Source organism: Sphingobacterium sp. 1.A.5 (assembly GCF_002734235.1).
GTDB lineage: Bacteria > Bacteroidota > Bacteroidia > Sphingobacteriales > Sphingobacteriaceae > Sphingobacterium > Sphingobacterium daejeonense.
The window spans coordinates 1-20,204 of record NZ_PEBA01000016.1 but is presented as its reverse complement, the minus strand read 5'-3'; the positions used below and the strand labels follow the sequence as shown (position 1 = coordinate 20,204).

15 protein-coding genes and 1 pseudogene are annotated in these 20,204 nt (G+C 34.8%); 14 read left to right on the top strand and 2 right to left on the bottom strand.

Annotated elements, in window-relative coordinates:
- The first annotated feature begins 23 nt into the window (after window positions 1-23).
- Both CRT24_RS09310 and CRT24_RS09305 read left to right on the top strand, forming a co-directional pair.
- Entirely contained in the window at window positions 24-632 is a 609-nt protein-coding gene (locus CRT24_RS09310) for an RNA polymerase sigma factor (protein WP_257214007.1), read from the top strand.
- Between the two features lie 13 nt (window positions 633-645).
- Entirely contained in the window at window positions 646-1,992 is a 1,347-nt protein-coding gene (locus CRT24_RS09305; RefSeq protein WP_099370974.1) for a hypothetical protein, read from the top strand.
- Here CRT24_RS09305 and CRT24_RS09300 read toward each other — a convergent pair whose 3' ends face one another.
- On the bottom strand, window positions 1,993-2,604 hold the full coding sequence (locus CRT24_RS09300; RefSeq protein ID WP_099370973.1) for an HAD family phosphatase: 612 nt from the start codon (window positions 2,602-2,604) through the stop codon (window positions 1,993-1,995).
- 50 nt (window positions 2,605-2,654) lie between these two features.
- Window positions 2,655-3,848, bottom strand: a complete 1,194-nt coding sequence (locus tag CRT24_RS09295; protein ID WP_099370972.1) for a proline dehydrogenase family protein — start codon at window positions 3,846-3,848, stop codon at window positions 2,655-2,657.
- A gap of 95 nt (window positions 3,849-3,943) precedes the next feature.
- Between CRT24_RS09295 and CRT24_RS09290 the strand changes: the two genes are divergently transcribed.
- The 12 genes and pseudogenes from CRT24_RS09290 to CRT24_RS09235 all read left to right on the top strand — a co-directional run.
- Window positions 3,944-4,150 carry an RNA-binding S4 domain-containing protein gene (locus CRT24_RS09290; RefSeq protein WP_099370971.1) on the top strand — a complete coding sequence of 69 codons (207 nt, stop codon included), beginning with the start codon at window positions 3,944-3,946 and terminating at the stop codon, window positions 4,148-4,150.
- Window positions 4,151-4,236: 86 nt separating this feature from the next.
- On the top strand, window positions 4,237-5,301 hold the full coding sequence (aroB, locus tag CRT24_RS09285) for a 3-dehydroquinate synthase (RefSeq protein ID WP_099370970.1): 1,065 nt from the start codon (window positions 4,237-4,239) through the stop codon (window positions 5,299-5,301).
- A 6-nt stretch (window positions 5,302-5,307) separates the two neighbouring features.
- Entirely contained in the window at window positions 5,308-6,033 is a 726-nt protein-coding gene (locus CRT24_RS09280) for a ThuA domain-containing protein (RefSeq protein ID WP_099370969.1), read from the top strand.
- Between the two features lie 487 nt (window positions 6,034-6,520).
- Window positions 6,521-9,793, top strand: a complete 3,273-nt coding sequence (locus tag CRT24_RS09275; RefSeq protein WP_099370968.1) for a TonB-dependent receptor — start codon at window positions 6,521-6,523, stop codon at window positions 9,791-9,793.
- Window positions 9,794-9,818: 25 nt separating this feature from the next.
- The gene (locus CRT24_RS09270) at window positions 9,819-11,519 is read left to right on the top strand and encodes a RagB/SusD family nutrient uptake outer membrane protein (protein ID WP_257214006.1); all 1,701 of its coding nucleotides are present in this window, start codon (window positions 9,819-9,821) and stop codon (window positions 11,517-11,519) included.
- 115 nt (window positions 11,520-11,634) lie between these two features.
- Window positions 11,635-12,933, top strand: coding sequence for a D-alanyl-D-alanine carboxypeptidase (locus CRT24_RS09265; RefSeq protein WP_099370966.1), 1,299 nt, complete (start codon window positions 11,635-11,637; stop codon window positions 12,931-12,933).
- A gap of 43 nt (window positions 12,934-12,976) precedes the next feature.
- On the top strand, window positions 12,977-14,293 hold the full coding sequence (locus CRT24_RS09260) for an MFS transporter (RefSeq protein ID WP_099370965.1): 1,317 nt from the start codon (window positions 12,977-12,979) through the stop codon (window positions 14,291-14,293).
- A complete protein-coding gene (locus CRT24_RS09255; protein ID WP_099370964.1) occupies window positions 14,293-15,024 on the top strand; it encodes a (Fe-S)-binding protein in 732 nt (243 codons plus the stop codon). Before CRT24_RS09260 ends, CRT24_RS09255 begins: the two co-directional genes overlap by 1 nt.
- A gap of 22 nt (window positions 15,025-15,046) precedes the next feature.
- On the top strand, window positions 15,047-15,925 hold the full coding sequence (locus tag CRT24_RS09250; protein WP_099370963.1) for a sugar phosphate isomerase/epimerase: 879 nt from the start codon (window positions 15,047-15,049) through the stop codon (window positions 15,923-15,925).
- Between the two features lie 466 nt (window positions 15,926-16,391).
- Complete coding sequence (locus CRT24_RS09245; protein WP_099370962.1) at window positions 16,392-17,975, top strand: peptide MFS transporter; 1,584 nt, start codon at window positions 16,392-16,394, stop codon at window positions 17,973-17,975.
- A gap of 116 nt (window positions 17,976-18,091) precedes the next feature.
- The gene (locus CRT24_RS09240; protein ID WP_099370961.1) at window positions 18,092-19,882 is read left to right on the top strand and encodes a peptide MFS transporter; all 1,791 of its coding nucleotides are present in this window, start codon (window positions 18,092-18,094) and stop codon (window positions 19,880-19,882) included.
- 132 nt (window positions 19,883-20,014) lie between these two features.
- Window positions 20,015-20,204, top strand: a pseudogene (locus tag CRT24_RS09235) (IS5/IS1182 family transposase); the annotation flags it as partial.

Below are 20,204 nucleotides of genomic sequence, written 5' to 3'. Positions count from 1 at the left end.
AAAAAGGATTAGAAAAGATATAGGTGGGAATATTTAACAAATACCTCAGCAAAAGTGGACCATTGGATCTTAGGACAGCTTTGGAGCAATGTGCTATGTCAAATTCTGAGAAAAGTAAATCCTTTTTATACAAGAAGTTTTATGGTTATATCATGGCAATAGTAATCCGTTATATGAAGCATGAGATGGAAGCTGAGGAGCTTGCTAATGAATGTTTTGTTAAGGTTTTTAATAAGATCAGCACGTTTTCGTTACATGAAGATCCTACGATACTCGAAAAAACTTTCAAGTCTTGGATCGCTAGGATAGCGGTTAATACATCTATCGATGCTTTACGTGTTAGAAAGCAAATGTATATGCTGGATGACCTGAATGCTGGAGACACCATTCATTATGCTGTTGACAATGGAAGCCGTTTGGAGTACGAAGATATGCTGAGTTTAATCCAGCAATTGCCCGATATTCAGAGGTCAATCTTCAATTTATATGAAATCGAGGGTTATTCGCATGAGGAAATAGGGAAGGAGCTCAGTATTCCCGAAAGTACTTCGCGGACTTACTTGACCCGAGCAAAACAAAAACTCCGCAAATTATATCTGAGCCAAATAAATTTAGAAAATATTAAATCCTGATTCGTTAAAGAAAATGGAAAATAAAAATAACAAAGATATTGTCGATCAAATCATTGAAAAAATGAAGTCAACTGAGGAACTTCCTTATAAGGAAGGTTCTTGGGAGAATTTTCAGCATAGATATGATCCGGCAGTACCTAAAAGGAATAAGACCTTTTATTGGGCTGCTAGTGCTGCAGCAATTCTATTGATTGGCCTATTTGCAATTAGAAATTGGGACACTGATCAGGTTGTTTCAGAAAATGAAATAGCAAAAAATAACTCTATCCAAAAACCTATTGAAAATAGCATAACTGAGAATAGAATTGGAACAGAACAGATGTCTTCTGATGAAGATGCTGTAATTGTTTATGAAAATAATTTTAGTTCGAAAAGAATTGACAATCAAAATATCGTAGCCTCATCATCTTCACCGAGGAATGTTCAGGGCAAATTGTATGGTTTAATGGGAAATTATTCAGATAATCCATCAATTAACCTTAGAAATTCTATTCAAATGCCTTCTGCACTGGATTCTTATTCTAAGGAGAGTCCTATGGCAAACATTACATTGGATGACACAGAATATAAAACATCTGGTAATGGTGTAAAAACAGAATTGGCCTATAACAATAACGTCAATCAAAATGGCAATGCACCAGATTTAAAAAGTCGTAAATTCAATCTATTAAATAAGTTTGATTTAGGGTTATTTGTTTCTCCAAATTCTACAAATGAGAGATTTAATTTTGGGGGAGGTGTTTTATTATCTTATAACATTAATAAAAACGTAAGTGTTAGAACTGGTTTGGCTTACAATAAATATGATGTTTCGGTTTTGAAGGATCCAATTGCTAATTCTGAGACCCCAGTTTTAGCAAGTCAAGAAGCTATCCAGAAAATTACGACTAACGGATTGACCCAACAATATGCAAGTAATAATGCTATCGTTTTGCCAAATGTAAATGCTATTACTGGGAATGTACAGGCATTGGAGATTCCTTTGGATATCCGTGTTAAATCCAAAGATGGCTTTTATGCGTCTTCAGGACTAACTTATGCAGCTGTATTTAATCAAAATAGGTACACTCATTATGTAGAGAATGCCAATAGTGAATTATTTGGTAATGGTCTCCCAGAAAATGAGGCAGATGTTAAGAATGCTGTTCAGCAGGTTTCTCGAGCGATCAAAACCGAAGATGAAAATATCAGCAGTAATGGTTTTGGTGGATTTGTTAATTTATCTATTGGTAAAGAGATGAAAATGAACAAAAGTATGAAGATTTCAGTTGAACCCTATTTAAAACTACCAGTAGGAAGTTTCAAACGTGCAGATATGAACTATACAAATGGAGGAATTCGAATTATTACGAATTTCTAGTTAGATCTGATCAATCCTTACCCATGACATTCCTGCTGATATTGCAGCTTGTACTCCTGGGTCTCCATCTTCAAAGACCAAACATTCTGTTGGGTCCACCTCTAGTTGTTTAGCCGCTAATAAGAATGGTTGTGGAGATGGCTTTCCTTCTGGAGTATCACCAGCGCATACCAATGTTTCATACTTGCCTACTACCTGAATCACTTCCAAGGTAATATTTAATGTTGATCTTGTTCCTCCAGAAACGATTCCTATTTTACGTGATTCCGAAAAATCATATAAGATTTGTCTTACAAAATCTACTGGTTTAGTTTTTTGGATAAATTGTTCGATGAAGATTGATGACTTCCGCTTTGCAAAATCATATTTGTCTAAGGATACATTATATCGATTTGAGATTTCATCAGCCACTGCTATAGTAGGCCAGCCGGCGGTTTCATCAATTAAGTCTGGGTTTAAAATGATACCATGTTCTTTTGCAGTTGCAACATAAGCTGCTTTATGAGCAAGCATATTATCTGCTAATGTTCCGTCAACATCAAATAACAATGCTTTATATGGATTTGCAAGTTCTTTTAGTCTTAGATATTTTTGATAATTTTCTGGTGTCATGCGGCAAAAATAAGAAAGTCTCCATTATCTGGAGACTTTTCAAGTATTAATTATTTTTTTGTTGCTTTTCTTCGTTTAAGTTCTTTCATGATCAGGCTGAGTTCCCTGCCTGTTTGACCACCAACGGATGTGTTTTCCTGAGCTCTTCTGAAAAGGTAAGGCATTACTGCTTTCACAGGACCATATGGCATATACTTAGCTACATTATAACCTGCAGCAGCCAAATTAAATGAAAGGTTGTCTGACATTCCTAAAAGTTGTGCAAAGAATACATTTGGAATGTTATGTGGAATATTTCTTTTCTCAAGTTCTTCGGCTAATATCCTACAGCTTTGTTCATTATGAGTTCCAGCCATGAGTCCAATCTGGTCGATATTATCCAAACAGAAATGAATTGCTTCATTATAATCTATATCAGATGCTTTTTTATCTGGTTGGATTGGTGAAGGGTATCCATTTTCTTTTGCTCTTTCTCTTTCAATTTCCATATATGCACCACGAACTATTTTAGCTCCTAAATGAAAGTCTTGAGTTTTAGCATAAGCAAAATCTGCTTTTAAAGAGGCTAATTTATCATGACGGTACAACTGATAGGTATTATATACAATAGGTTTTTCCTGGTTGTATTTTTCCATCATTTCTCTTGCAATATCATCGATTGTGTCTTGAATCCAAGAATGTTCAGCATCAACTAATACTCGGATATCAGCATCATAACAAGCTTTACAAATCTTGTCGCATCTATCTAATAATCGTTGGTGTTCAGCTTTTTCATTCTCGTTTAGCGTTTCTTTTGCATCGATTTTTGCTAAGAGGTCGAATCTTCCAAGTCCAGTTGGTTTGAATACACAAAAAGAAATTAAAGGATTGTTTTTTGCTGCTTCAACTGTTCTCAGAATTTCATTGCAGCAAGCATCGAAGCTTTCTTCAGAATCTTCTCCTTCTACTGAATAATCTAATATTGTAGTTACATGACCTTTACCCAGGTCTTGAATTGCTTTTTGGCAATCTTCAATACTTTCACCACCACAGAATTGTTTGTAGATTGTATTTTTGATTATTCCTTGGATAGGCAATCCGATGTTTAGAGAAAAGTTTGTTATAGGAGTGCCAATTTTGATCAGGGCGTTACTGGCAACCATTTTAAATAACCAATAAGCTTTGTTAAGATCTTTATCACTTTTTCCTTTAAAGGCAATTTCAGTGTTGTTAAAGTCCAGCTTTAAGGGTGAAGCTATGTCCATATTACTTTAATTTGATGCTGGCAAAATTAGGTTTTTTTTATGAATTAAAATCATAGTAATGTCGTAAATACTGTTGAATAGAATTACTTTTGTTTATGCAAACGTTTACACTAGAAGGGGATTACATTCAATTAATCCAATTATTAAAAGTTATGAATTGGGTAGAGCATGGCGCTATGGCTCAATGGGTAGTTGAAGAAGGACTTGTAAAATACAATGGTCAAGTCGATTATAGGAAAAGATTAAAAGTTAAGGTAGGAGATCTTGTTGAATTTGATGGCAATAAGGTTAAAATAATATAGTATTCTTTTTGTGTAAAATATTTATCGGTTAATTTTTAAGCCGATTAAGATTGAGAAATTTACCTATCTTTAGGTAGAAAATAAATATGAAGAAGATTAATAGTTTGGGATACGATGTCGTATTCGATAATGAATTAAATGAATTGCAGTCTTTCTTAATAGACCATGATTATTCGCAACTTTTAATTCTAGTTGACAGAAACACCAATGACCATTGTTTGCCAGTAATTCAAGCAGCCATTCCTGACATTGTAGATTATGATATTATTGAAGTCGATCCAGGGGAGGAGAATAAAAACATAGATTTCTGTATAGGAGTATGGAAGACTATGTTAGATTTTGGAGCTGATCGAAAAGCTTTGATGATGAATTTAGGAGGGGGTGTCGTGACTGATATGGGTGGATTCGCTGCCTCAACCTATAAAAGAGGTATTGATTTTCTAAATGTTCCTACCACACTATTATCACAGGTTGATGCCTCTGTTGGAGGGAAAACAGGGATTGATTTAGATAATGTTAAAAACATCATTGGTACTTTTAGTCAACCAAAAGCCGTTTTTATCTCAAATAAATTTTTGGAGACTTTGGATGATCGACAAATTTTATCTGGTTTTGCTGAAGTTATTAAACATGGCCTTATAAAAGATAAAGATTTGTTTAATCGTTGTAAGTCAGTTAATTTACCGGAAATTCCTGAAGGGTTAGTTTATGAATCTGTGGTTATCAAAAATAGCGTAATAACCGAAGATCCAACTGAAAAAGGAATAAGGAAAATCTTAAATTTCGGACATACCATTGGACATGCTATTGAGGGATATTCATTGGTGAATGATGTTAACCCCTTACTACATGGTGAAGCCATAGCAATCGGTATGGTGTGTGAAGCTTACTTATCATACAAATTCAATAATCTAGAGAAAAGTGAATTAGATGAAATAGTTTCTTATTTACTATCAATTTATCCTAGTTACCAATTAAATTCAGCAATCTATCCTGAGCTTTTAGATTTGATGAAGAACGACAAGAAAAATGAAGGGAACAAATTAGGTTTTGCTTTGTTGAGATCTATTGGTGATTGTGACTTCAATAAATTTGTTGAAGAAGATGCGATTGTTGAAAGTTTAGATTTTTATCAGACACTGACTAAATAAAATCATATGAAAAGAATTTGCGTACTGACACTACTTTTTTGTTTAGGTTTCTGTTTTGCATTTGGAGTTAATTTGGAAAAGCCTAAAAAGGTATTGGTTTTTACTAAAACTGCTGGTTTCAGGCATGACAATATTGAAGAAGGAGTGAAGGTATTATCTGGACTATTGAAAGACCAGAATATGCAGATGTTCCATACAGAGGATGCAAATGTTTTTCTGGCGGATTCACTCAATAATTTTGATGCTGTATTGTTTTTTAGCACTACTGGAGATATTTTTAATGCGGATCAAAAGGAAGCATTTCAAAAGTTCTTGAAATCAGGGAAAGGATTTATGGGGATACATGCTGCTACAGACACAGAACATAATTGGCCATGGTATAATGGCTTAGTAGGGGCATATTTTGCTAGTCATCCTGCAGTTCAAGAAGCAAAGATAGATGTTAAGAACAGAAAACACTTAGCAACGAAGCATTTGCCAAAAGTATGGATGCATAAGGATGAATGGTACGACTTCTCAAATGTAAAACCTGATTTAAAAATTCTGATGACCCTAGACGAATCATCCTATAAGGATGGAAAGATGGGAGATTTTCATCCAATTGCATGGTACCAGGTTTATGATGGTATAAAAGTTTTTTATACAGGATTGGGGCATACCAAAGAATCCTTGCATGAACCCAATTTTCAAAAACAAATTATTGGTGGTTTAAAATACGTTTTAGGATATTAATTGATTTACAATAAATGAATTAAAAAAGGAGGTGAAAACCTCCTTTTTTTTGTTGTAAATATTTTGTTGCACAAAACTCTTGTTTATTAAAAATATTTCATAAATTAGATTTAATTGTAAACTAAATTCTAAACGAAATTTAATCCTGTTATCATTATATCATCTTTTTTAGTATCTGTAGGAGAGGTATAATTAAAATTCACAAGTGTTTGATGTACACTTTGTTTAACGTTAAGCACACTGCTTAATTTTATAATTTTGAATAACTAATAACTATATAAAACTAACAGCTTATGAACCACCATTACTTAAATCCAATTAAGAAACCCACTTAGAGAATCCAATTCTTAAAAAATTAATGTAATTCCAAATTGGAGTTATATAGGATCTAAATTTAATTATTTATTCCATGGCCGCGCTTTGGTTTTTGGTTAAATAAAAAAGTACTAAACAAATTAATTTAACAAACTAACTAACAAATTCTATTATGGGAAGATCAATGAAATTCCATAGCAATTCTTTTATTCCCAAAAGGTTGCTAAAAAGTGGTCTTCTGATTTCTATGGGGTTACTCAGCATGAGCAATGTCACAGCATCAGAGCCATCCATTTGGAATAAAATCGCTATGCATCCATTATATGCAATGCAAAGTCCAGTAAAAGGTAAGATTATTAACCAGGCAACCCAAGAGCCGATTGCTGGGGCAACGATCAAAATCGTTGGAAAAACCTCAAGTACCTCATCAGATGTTTCGGGAAATTTTGAAATTGATGCACAACCAAACGATGTATTAGAAATTACATATGTTGGTTTTGTATCCACTCGCTTTACTGTTACTTCTACCAGTCAACCTGTTACTATATCCTTATCAGAGGATAGTAGTGATTTGGAAACGGTGGTTGTTACGGGTTATGGTACTCAACGCAAGAAAGATTTAACAGGTGCGGTTGCAGTTGTAAATGTTACTGAATTAAAATCGCAACCGGCAGGAAGTGCTGTTGAAGCATTACAAGGTCGTGCTACTGGTGTTCAGATCGTAAATGATGGTGCGCCAGGGTCAACTCCACAAATCCGTATTCGTGGTTACTCAACAATCAACAATAATGAACCTCTCTATATTATCGATGGAATACCATTCGAAGGTAAATTGAGCTGGTTAAATCAAAATGATATTGAGTCCATGCAAGTCTTGAAAGATGCTTCCGCTGCTTCAATTTATGGTGCTCGGGCAAATAATGGTGTCGTAATTATAACGACTAAATCGGGAAAAGAAGGCAAGACCAATATTACATTAGATGCTTATGCAGGTGCTGGTGTTCCAAATAAAGGGGCATTTCCTAAAATGTTAACACCACAACAAGTTTTGGATTTTGATAATAAATTTAATGGCACAAATCTTCAGTTACAAGATTATTTGCTTGCTGGCTCAAAAACCAATTGGGATATAACTCCGGCTGATGTTGATATGAGCAAGTATAATTATAATGCTAAAGACCGTTCAACTTTTTATCAAATCACAAAAGCAAATAAGGAAGGAACAAATTGGTTTGATGAATTATCCCAAACTGCACCTATACAATCTTATCAATTAGCAGCAAATGGCGGTAATGAAACTTCCCAATATGCTTTTTCAGGCGGATACTTAGATCAAAAAGGAAGTTTAATTCATACTGGATTCAGACGTTATAATGTGAGAACCAATACGCAATTTAATGCTTTTGAAAAGAAACTGAGGTTTGGAGAGAATTTATCCTATGCTTACACTGAAGGCTATGGTATGGGAGTAAATCCAAATACTGCTGGTGGATACCAAGGTGAAGGATCGGTATTAGGTTTTGCTTACCGTATTCAGAATATAATTCCGGTTTATGATGAAGGAGGTAATTTTGCAGGATCTTTTGGTAAAGATCTAGGTAATGGTCAAAACCCTGTGGCTATGGCATACCGAGCAAAAGATAATATGAACAGATCTAATTTCTTTTTCGGTAACGCTTTCGCAGAATATGATTTTATTCCAGGTTTAACATTAAGGACTAATTTTGGTCTACGTTATGAAAATTATAACGGTGTAAGTTATAATTATCCAAATCCGGAATTTTCAGAAGGAAGTTTTAACAATGGTATGAGTGAATATCAAGGTTTTACTACGGAATGGACTTGGACTAATACCTTGAATTATAAACCAAACTTAGGAGAGGACCATAGTTTAAATATTATGGTGGGTACTGAGGCTATCAAAAATAGAAACCGCGGGATAGATGGTAGCAGAAACGGCTATTTTATTATGAGCAGTTTAGATTACCTTTATCTGAATTCAGGAAGTTCAAACTTCAATAATAATGGTTCAGGCTCTATTGGTAGTATGTTCTCTTTAATGGGAAAAGCTGATTATGCATTCAAAGACCGCTATTTATTGAGCTTAATCCTTCGTCGTGATGGATCTTCAAACTTCGGTGAGAAAAATCTTTATGGTGTATTCCCTGGTATTAGTGGTGCATGGCGTATTTCTCAAGAGGAATTCGCTAAGGATGCAGAATGGTTAACGGATTTAAAACTTCGTGCTGGTTATGGTGTTACGGGTAACCAAAGAATTCCAGGATTTCAATTCTTAAATAGATACCTAGCTTCATTAACTCAATCTTCTTATCCAATCAATAATGGAGTGATCAATGGTATATGGCAAAACTTTTATGCAAATCCAGATATCAAATGGGAACAGGTTAAATCACTGAATGTAGGTCTAGATTTTACTGTATTGAATGGTGATTTTGATGGTTCGATCGATTGGTTCAATAAAAAGACTACCGACATGTTATTCAGAGTTCCATTACCTGCCGCAGCAACAGGACGTGCTGGAGTTCCTTATAGAAATATTGGCGACATGAGCAATAAAGGTTTTGAGTTCTCTCTTGGTTATCATTATGGATATAGACAAGAAAAACCATTTACATTAGATTTGGCAGCGAATTTTTCAATGTATAAAAATAACGTAGTTGCTTTATCCCCAGAGGTTACTCAGGTAAACTATGGTGCTTTTAGATCTATGGAAACTTCAATTCTACAAAAAGGTCAACCATTCGGTTCTTTTTATGGGTACCAAGTAGCAGGCATCTACCAAAGTGTAGAGGATGTTGCTAATTCTCCATCATATGAAAAAGCAAGACCAGGTGGTTTAAAATACGCTGATTTAAATAACAATGGTGAGATTGATCCAGGAGATAGAACGATTATAGGAAATCCACATCCTGATTTTGTATACTCTTTTAATATCAATGCTGCATACAAAAACTTTGACGTATTATTATATTTCTATGGTTCTCAAGGGAATGATATTTACGAAGCAACTAGATACTTTACAGACTTTGGTGTATTTAGAGGTCAAAAAAGCACGAGATTGTTAGATGCTTGGAGTGAAACCAATACGGGCAGTAATATTCCTTCTTTAGCAAATCCAAATGATGAGCCGAGCGCATTCGAATATGCAACATCTAGCTATTACGTGCAGGATGGAAGCTTCTTGAAACTTAAAAACTTCCAAATTGGATATAATTTACCTACTCAAAAATTGTTTGGAGAGAATACTGCTTTCAGCAGATTTAGACTGTATTTAGGTGTTACTAATCTTTTTACGATTACAAAGTATGAAGGATTAGATCCAGAGGTTTCAGCGACACCGTCTGATTATCCTGCATTGGGTGTAGATTTTGGGGTATATCCGCAAGCTCGCCAGTATACTTTCGGTCTTAACTTAGGATTTTAATAGTAGAAATTTAAATTGAAAAATCATGAAACGAAATAAATTAATGATTCTTTTAGGTGCAGGCATGCTACTAGTAAGTTCCTGCGGAAAAGAATTCTTACAGAAATTGCCTCAAGGGGAATTGTCTGAACCTCAGGTAGGTAATAAAGATGGGGTGGAAGGCGCTTTGATGGGGGCATATAGTATAATGAATGGTAATGTTAGTGGAACCTGGGGAAACTATGCTTCAGCTCCTAGTCAATGGGTTTTTGGAGAAATGGCATCTGATAATGCACATAAAGGATCAGAGCTTACAGACCAGACTCCCATGAATATGATTGAGAATTTTACCTCCATCAGTACCAATGATAATCTTAGCACTCAATGGCAAGTATATTTTGAAGGAGTATTGCGTTGTAATAATACCTTGAAATTATTGGCAAATGACCAATCAGGTCCAAAAGAAATATCTGCAGAAAGAGCCAAAGAAATTCAGGGAGAAGCTAAAATGCTGAGGGCACACTATTATTTTTATTTATGGAGAGTTTTTAGAAACGTTCCTATCATTACTGAAGAAATAGCTACAGCAGAAGAAGCTGCTAAAATTCCAAATGATAAGGATGTGCTTCCATTAATTGAAGAAGATTTGAAGTTTGCTGTAGAAAACCTGCCTACTACTAAAATCAATGATGAGTTTGGCCGTATGGATAAAAATGCAGCAAAAGCATATTTAGGAAAACTATATCTGTACCAGAAAAAATATGCTCAAGCATTAACTCTTTTTAAAGAAGTTATGGCCGGAAAGGATTTAGTATCTATGCCTTACTGGAACAATTTTGATGTTACCAAGGAGAATGGACCCGAAGCAGTGGTCGTTTCTAAACATGCAATCAATTCAAATGGTGCTGCCGATAATTCAAATGTTGGTGATATGCTTTCTGGGTTATATGGAACATCTCCAGTTGGTTGTTGTGGATTTTATCAACCAACAATTGATTTGGTGAATGCATTTCAAGTAGATGCTAATGGGTTGCCTCTTTCTCCTTCGGCATACAGGGCAAAACCTTATTTATCTGATTTACAAAATCCAACAGCATCCTATGTTTTGGATGTTTCCTTAAAATTTGATCCTAGGTTAGATTATACGGTTGGCCGTAGAGGTGTTTCTTACTTAGACTATGGTATTATGCCGGGGAATGCTTGGATTCGTGATGCTAAATATGCTGGTCCTTTTGTGGGAATTAAGACCATGATCCCTCAGTCTCAATTTGCTACTAATGCTGCTCCTGGAGAAAATTATCTGACTGGTCTGGATGTCAATGTAATTCGTTTAGCGGATGTCTGGTTAATGGCTGCTGAATGTGAAGTTGAAGCTGGTAACTTGGCTGGAGCATTGAAATTAGTGAACGACGTACGGAAACGAGCTGCTACCTTAGCGCCAAAGAAAACAGGAACAGGTGCAAATGCTGCTGCCTACAATGTTAAGCCTTATCCTGCATTCGCAAATCAGGATGCTGCAAGAACAGCTGTAAGAACAGAACGAAGGTTAGAACTTGCGCTTGAAGGTCATCGCTTCTTTGATTTGGTTCGATGGGGAGTTGCTAAATCAGTTCTTGAAAGCTATTCTGCATTTGAAGGTCAATATCTTCCTTCGTATAAAGGTTTAGTATTCGGTGCTAAAAGCGAATACTGGCCAATTCCTCAAGTGGAAATCGACAGAAGTAATGGAGTGTTAAAACCGAATTAATAAGTTAAATCAAATAAAGAAGAATGGGCTGACCGTAAAGGTTAGCCCATTCTTTTTATTTATAAAATGTTTGTTTCAGAATCAATAGAAATGTAAAATTTACTATGTTTACATTATGAGAAGCATATTAATCCTATTAGGGTTATTGGCATGCGTTAATCTAAAGGCGCAAGACAGTACCTTAAACCTAAATGAGCAGTTTAATCAATCCAATATTCTGAAAAAGCACTATTATGGATTCAGTCTATATGATATTGATCAACAGCGATATGTATATGGATATAACGAGGATAAGCATTTTACACCAGCATCCAACACCAAAGTATTTACATTATTTACTTCATTGAAATTGATTGGTGATTCAATTCCTGGCTTAGCTTATGTGGAACGTGGTGATTCCTTAATATTTTGGGGAACTGGAGATCCTAGCTTTTTACATCCAAAACTTGATAGCGGTAAAGTATATAATTTCCTGAAAAACAGCGATAAAAAATTATATTATTCAAGTACTTCTACACAAGAACCCACTTATAGAAACGGATGGTCTATAGAGGATTATGAATTTTATTACCAGCCAGAGTTATTTCCCTTTCCAATCTATGGAAATGTGGTTCAGTTTAGAGAAGTCAATGGTAAATTAAAATTATTTCCATCATATTTTGAGAGAGATGTAAAACAATTGTCCGATACTACGACCAGGTATAGAATACATAGAGCTTTAGAAAATAATAGGTATGAAATAAATGAACTTCCATTGCCAAAAAATTATGTCAATGAAAAGCCTTTTAGGCCTAGTGATAGTCTTCTTGTATTACTACTTCAAGATACTCTAAAAAAAGAAGTGGGCTTAGTTTCAAAGCCTTTGCCCTCAGATTTTAAAATTATAAACTCTGTGGAGAAAAGAGCTGTTTTGAGGGAAATGATGCTACCTAGCGATAATTTTTTAGCAGAACAACTTAACATGGTGGCATCCTTTTTAAAGTATAATAAATTTAAAACGGAAGACCTTCGGAAATTTATGAAAGACACTTATTATAGTAAATTAAGTGATTCTATTGAGCTAAGGGATGGAAGTGGTCTTTCGAGTTATAATAAAATTACACCTAGAAGTATGGTTGAAGTATTACTTCAGATAAATAATGATATTCGTGACGAAACTGCGAAGTTATATTTATTTCCTGCAGGTGGTTTGGAGGGTACACTTAAGAATGTCTATCCAACTCCGGGAGGGAAACCATTCGTTTGGGCAAAAACCGGTACAATTAATAGTGTTCATTGTCAAAGTGGATATATTCTAACCAAGAAAGGGAAAAGATATGCTTTTTCATTCCTGAATAACAATTATTTAGGTAGTTCAGCACCTGTACGTAAAGAAATGGTAAGAATAGTAACACATATCTACGAAAATTATTAAATCATATATAAAATCAATTGGTATATTCGCATAAGCAAACCTTATGAAGATATTCAAGAAGAATGATAAAAGGCTGATTAGGTCTTGGTCCATGTATGATTGGGCTAATTCAGCTTATAATTTGGTCATCAATTCGACGATTTTCCCTGTTTATTATACTACAATTACAAAAAATCCTGACACAAATGATACAGTATCATTCTTTGGGTATGAGATTATAAATACGGCTTTATCTAATTTTGCATTATCCATTGCCTATTTATTAATGGCCTTGGGTCTTCCATTTATATCGGCTTACTCAGATGCTGCTGGCAAGCGTAAATTTTTCATGAAATTCTTCACCTATCTAGGTGCTATTGCCTGTATGGGTATGTTTTTCTTCAAACTTGAAACTTTGGAGTGGGGGATATTCTGTTTTGGATTAGCTGCTATGGGTTATATTGGCGGTGTTGCTTTTAATAATTCATACTTACCAATTATTGCCACTCCTGATCAACAAGATAGAGTAAGTGCCCAAGGATTTGCTTATGGATATGTTGGCTGTGTAACTTTACAGTTGATTTGTTTTGTTTTTATTTTCAAACCAGAATGGTTTGGTATTACGGATGCATCATTTCCAGCCAGATTTTCATTTCTATTAGTAGGGTTGTGGTGGATACTTTTTGCCCAGATTCCATTTAGATTTCTTCCCAGAAATAGACCTACAGTCGGATCTGAAAAACTTCCATTTTTTACTAAGGTTAAAAAAGAATTTTCTACTGTCTTAAATCAGATCAATAAAATCGAAGCTATAAAAAGGTTTCTTCCTGCGTATTTCTTTTATGCCATGGGGATCCAAACGTTAATTATTGTTGCTGCGGCTTTTGGCGAGAAAGTTTTGAATTTGGGGGCCAGTAAATTAATCGCCTCAATTTTATTGATTCAGATTGTTGCAATTGGCGGTGCTTATATTATGTCTATTGCAGCAAAGAAATTTGGCAATATTAAGGTTCTAATGGTCGTTGTATTCTTTTGGATATTAATTTGTTGCGCTTCGTATTTTATGACCAATGAATACCAGTTTTATGGAATGGCATTTTCTGTCGGATTATTGATGGGAGGTATTCAATCTTTATCCAGATCCACTTATTCAAAGTTAATACCAGAGGATATTGAGGATACCACATCATTTTTTAGTTTTTATGATGTCACTGAAAAAGTTGCCATCGTTATAGGTTTGTTTAGTTTTGGACTGATTGAGCAGATGACTCAAAATATTCGTTATTCGGCATTATTCTTGGCTGTTTATTTTATTATAGGGTTTTTGTTGTTGTTTCGTGTTTTAAAATTTAATAAATTACAGATTATTCAAAGCAATTAATGCATAAAGTAGAGCTATTTATACCTTGTTTTATCGATCAGTTATATCCAGAGACTGCATTTAACAGCGTAAAACTTTTAGAGAAGGCGGGTTGCCAAGTTATTTATAATACCGAGCAAACTTGTTGTGGACAGCCAGCATATAATGCTGGATTTTGGGATGATGCGAAGAAAATAGGGCAAAAGTTCTTAAATGATTTTAATGATGAACATCCTGTTGTAAGTCCATCTGCCTCTTGTGTTGGAATGGTGAGAGGTGGTTATGATGACTTATTTACAAATTCTATAGAACATAATAAATGTAGATCCCTTCAACGTAATATATTTGAAATCAGTGATTTTCTGGTTAATGTATTGCAGAAGGAATATTTTGGTGCTGAATTAGTAGGCACAGCAGTGTATCATGATTCATGTTCTGCACTGCGTGAATGCAAGATTAAGGAGGAACCTCGCAAATTATTAAGTCATGTCGGCGGTTTAGAAATTCTTGAGATGAAAGACCAAGAAACATGCTGTGGGTTTGGTGGTACTTTTTCCGTGAAATTCGAAGGTATATCTACAGCGATGGCAGAGCAGAAGGTGCAGAATGCAATGAATGTAAAAGCAGATTATATAATTTCTACAGATTCGTCATGTCTACTGCAATTGCAAGCTTATATTGAGAAAAATCAACTACCTATCAAGACAATGCATTTAGTGGATGTATTGACTTCTGGATGGGCAAATATCTAATAAACTATATATAACAACAATCATGAGTTCAAGAAGAGAATTTTTAAGAAACCTTGGTCTGGTTACTGCAGGAGTGACATTGGCACCTTCGCTTGATGTATTTGCAGGAAAGAAAGACTGGTTTGAGATTTCATTAGCTGAGTGGTCCTTACATAAGAAAATTTTTAAGGGCGATCTGAAAAACATTGATTTTCCAGAGTATACGGCGAAGAATTTTGGTATCTATGGTGTAGAATATGTAAATCAATTCTTTAAAGATAAGGCAAAAGATATGACTTATTTAAAAGATTTGAACAATCGTGCAAAGGATAATGGAGTGAAAAATGTCCTGATTATGATTGACGGGGAAGGTAATTTAGGCGATCGCGATGAGAATAAGCGTAAGCAAGCGGTCGAAAACCATTACAAATGGATCGATGCTGCAAACTTCTTGGGTTGTCACGCCATCCGTGTTAATGCGGCCGGGGAAGGTACCAAAGAGGAAGTGAAGGATCAAGTGGTAAAAAGTCTTTCAACATTAGCAGATTACGGTAAAAAAGGAAAGATCTCTGTTGTTGTAGAGAATCATGGTGGTATTTCATCTCATGGAGATTGGTTGGCTGATGTTCTAAAAACTGTTGGGAAGAAAAATTGTGGAAGTTTACCAGATTTTGGAAATTTCTATGAGTACGATAGATACCAAGGAGTTGCTGAATTAATGCCGTATGCAAAAGGTGTTAGTGCTAAATCTCATGCCTTTGATGCTAATGGTAATGACACAGGTATTGATTATGCAAAAATGATGGATATCGTGAAGAAAGCTGGATACAAAGGATATGTGGGGATTGAATTTGAAGGTGATAAGATTTCAGAAGATGAAGGAATCAAATTAACAAAAGCATTATTGGAGAAATTCAAATAGTAAAAGAAACTTATAAAGTTAAGGCAAGGTTGGTTCAACTTTGCCTTTTTTATTTTTTAACTTTTTTCATTCGTAAAAAAATGTTTACACAAGTTTAATTATAACTGAAAACATATACCATTCCTTACTTAATAACCCCATTTTTTAAATTATTTACATCCTTTGATGAATATGTTATTGATTATAGATTAGTGTATTTATTGTTTTTTATTTAAATATCTGTAGCATACAGTTTCAAATCAACAATAAAATTCTGTTTTTATTAAAAATTAATAGTTCGAAAGACCATTAAATATTTAAAAATTCATTAAACTTTTCTGACCTAATCCAATCATAAGTTCTAAATGTTAAAAGGGAGGGAGAGCATTAACAAAGTGTTAATTCTAAATAAAAATTTGTTAATTTGCTATCCGAAAAAAATAATGTTCTGTAAATAATTCTATATTAACATAAATAATAATAACCGATGAATCAAGAAAAAGACCAGGATTTGGTCCATCACCTTGCCAAACAAGGGGTTGACGATAAAATGGTGATGGGACACCCTGCGAGTTTGTTTGTCCTATTCTTCACAGAAATGTGGGAGCGTTTTAGTTACTACGGTATGCGGGCACTCCTTACGGTGTTTTTAATTACAGAAATAGTGAAAGGCGGTTGGGGATGGACAAATGCTGAGGCTATGGAATTATACGCCTGGTATACTGGATTAGTTTATCTAACTCCATTAATAGGTGGTATGATTGCTGATAAATTAACAGGATATCGAAAAGCAATTTTATGGGGAGCATTGATTATGACTCTCGGTCATGCCTCAATGGCTCTTGAAGGGACATCACAATCCTTCTTTTATTTGGGATTAGTCTTGATGATTTTAGGTAATGGTATGTTTAAGCCTAACATCTCATCGATGGTTGGTCAATTATATCCCGATACCTCTGCTAAAAAGGATGCCGGTTATACAATTTTCTATATGGGGATTAATTCAGGTGCTTTCTTAGGTATGCTTTTATGTGGATACATTGGTGAAAAGGTAGGATGGCATTACGGTTTTGGACTTGCTGGAGTTTTTATGTTCTTTGGTATGGTTCAATTCTATTTTGCTCAGAAGATATTTGGAGTTATTGGTGAAAAACCTGGAACCGTTCATAAAGAAGAAGAACATGTTCATAATATTCAAGAAGAAGACAATACACCAAAAAACATCGTTAAAGATCGTTTAGTTGTGGTTGCAGTATTGATGATAGCAAGTATCTTTTTCTTCTTTGCATTTGAACAGGCAGGTGGTTCCATGACCATTTTTGCTAAAAACTATACACAGCGTGTATTAGAAGGTAATTCCGGTGAAATATTTAAATGGGTTGATGCGGCCTTGACCATCTTCCCAATATTAATTGTTACTTGGGTATTATTTAAACTATCCCAACAAATTTTCAGCAAATACCCTTTGACAGTTATTTTTACAGCAATCTCTTTCGCAATAATTTGGGCATTAGGTATTTGGAAAGTTAATAGAGAATTTTCAGTTGAAAATACTGAAGTAACTGTTTCCTGGTTTCAAATCTTGAATTCATTTTTCATTATTACTTTAGCTTCTTCATTTTCTAAATTGTGGGAGAAGGTTTGGAATCCTTCAGGGCCAGTTAAGTTTGCTTTTGGATTGATCTTAGTTGCTGTCGGATTTTTAGCCTTAGCTTATGGATCAATGTCAATTCCTTCGGGAGCTCAATCAGCTTCTGTCAGTATGATTTGGTTGATATTAGCTTACTTCTTCCATACAACAGGCGAATTATGTGTCTCACCAGTTGGTCTTTCTTATGTAAGTAAGTTATCTCCTAAAAAATTAGCAGGATTATTATTTGGTCTTTGGTTCACAGCTTCAGCCATTGCAAACTTTATTGCTGGTATGACTGGTTCTTATATCGACCAAATTGCAGAAAAATATTCTATGTCTACATTTTTCTTGATTATTGCTGCTTTGCCAATTTTCGTAGCTTTGTTATTATTGATTTTCAATAATAAATTAAAGAAAATGATGCATGGTATTCATTAATAATAAGTTTAAGTAAAAGAAATATAATGTAATTAAAAAGCCGAATTGTTTAACATTCGGCTTTTTGTTTAATTTTACGGCCAATATTACAGAGTATAGAATCCAATAATTAACGTATGAATCAAATTTCAGATGCCTCATTTTCTGAAGAACTAGAGAAACAAGGAATAGATGGTAGTTTAGTCTTAGGACACCCTTCAGGATTATTTGTTTTATTTTTCACGGAAATGTGGGAGCGTTTTTCATTTTATGGAATGCGCGTATTACTAATCAACTTTTTAACCAGTGCAATTATATCAGGCAGTCCATTTTCAGGTTGGGGCTGGGACCCAATCCAAGCAGGTGCACTTTATGGTACCTATGCAATGTTACTCTATATTTCACCAATTTTTGGAGGAATTATGGCAGATAAATATCTGGGGTATAGGTATGCTATTGTTATTGGGGCTGCTATAATGACCTTAGGTCATTTATTTATGGCATTTGACACCCCATTATTTCTCTATTTAGGCCTTGGAGCATTGGTGTTGGGAACCGGTTTCTTTAAACCCAATATGACCTCTATTCTTTCTGAAATGTATAAAAAGTTCCCTCAAAAAAAGGATGCTGCCTACACTATTTTCTACATGGGAGTTAATTCAGGTGCATTTTTTGGTATGATGCTATGTGGTTATTTGGGAGAGAAAGTAGGATGGCACTGGGGATTTGGTCTTGCTGGAATTTTTATGTTTCTAGGTACCTTACAGTTTTGGTATGCAAAACCAATTTTTGGTACCGTTGGTGACCCACCTTCAAAAACAAACTTAGAACAAAAGGCTACGGTTGTAAATATTGATAATCCAGATGACAAACCTAATCCATTTACTAAGTTAGACTCAATTCTAATCGGTATTATGACCATTTTAGGTCTTGGATTTGCGTTTAATGACCCTTTATCAAAAATTGCAGGAATCGATATATTATCTAGCCTTCAGATTGGGACATTAGCAGGGCAAAATGTGGCTATTATCATAGCATTAATTTTGTTCTTATTCGTAGTAATTTCGAGGTTAAGCCGATATACTAAAGTAGTCCGTGATCGATTAATTGCAGTTATTATCTTTGCTTTTTTTGTCATCTTCTTTTGGATGTCTTTTGAGCAGGGGGCATCATCCTTGGTGATCTTTGCACGTGACAGTGTGGATCGCAGCTTGTCTGGTAATTCATTAACCATATTCAATGTAATAAATACATTATTGACAGTAGTTCCTTTATTATTGGTGACTTATGTTGTCATAATGCTTACAAAGAAGACCTATGGCAAGGCTCCACTTTCCAATATTGTACAGTTTATATGTTTTGCAGGTGTTTGGGGAGTTGCAATTTGGATGCTATATCGTGAATTTACAGCTGAATCATCCGAAATTGCAGTGTCATGGTTTTCCATCATGAATTCTTTCTTTATTATCACCTTTGCAAATTTTGTTTCAAAAATATGGGATTCTAAATTTAATCCACCGGCAACAGTAAAATATGGAATGGGCTTAATCATAATGGCTATAGGTTTTGGATTATTGGCATTTGGAGCACATGGCATTCAAGATGGCATCAAGGTCTCGATGATTTGGTTAATACTTGCTTATATGTTCCATACTTTGGGTGAGTTATGCTTATCACCAGTGGGATTATCCTATGTTTCTAAATTGGCTCCAGCGCGAATGATTGGTTTTATGTTTGGTATGTGGTATTTAGCATTGGCTATTGGAAACAAGCTAGCGGCAATTTTAGGAGGTCAAATCGAGGTCATCACAAATCAATATTCTCTCAGTACATTTTTCTTAATATTCACAATTGTTCCCATTGTTGCTGGTGTGATTGTGATGTCATTGCAGCCAATTTTAAAGAAATTAATGCACGGTGTAAAATAATAGAAAAAGCCGATTGATAATTTGAGGGCACTGAAAAAGTCCTCTTTTAGAATGGGCTAAAAAAAGGAGTGGAAAACAACAGTTTTCTGCTCCTTTTTTCGTATCTTAAAGTAGGCTTTAACGGACATCAGGATGCTTTCTACCCAACAAAAAATTCAGTTCAGTTCCTATTCGGGATTGTACGATATCATTGTTCCAAAAGACAATCTACTTCGCAAAATCAACGATCTTATCGATTTCAGTTTTATACATGAGGAACTTTTGGAGAAGTATTGCCAGACCAATGGGCGTACAGCAGAGAGCCCCATCAAGATGTTCAAGG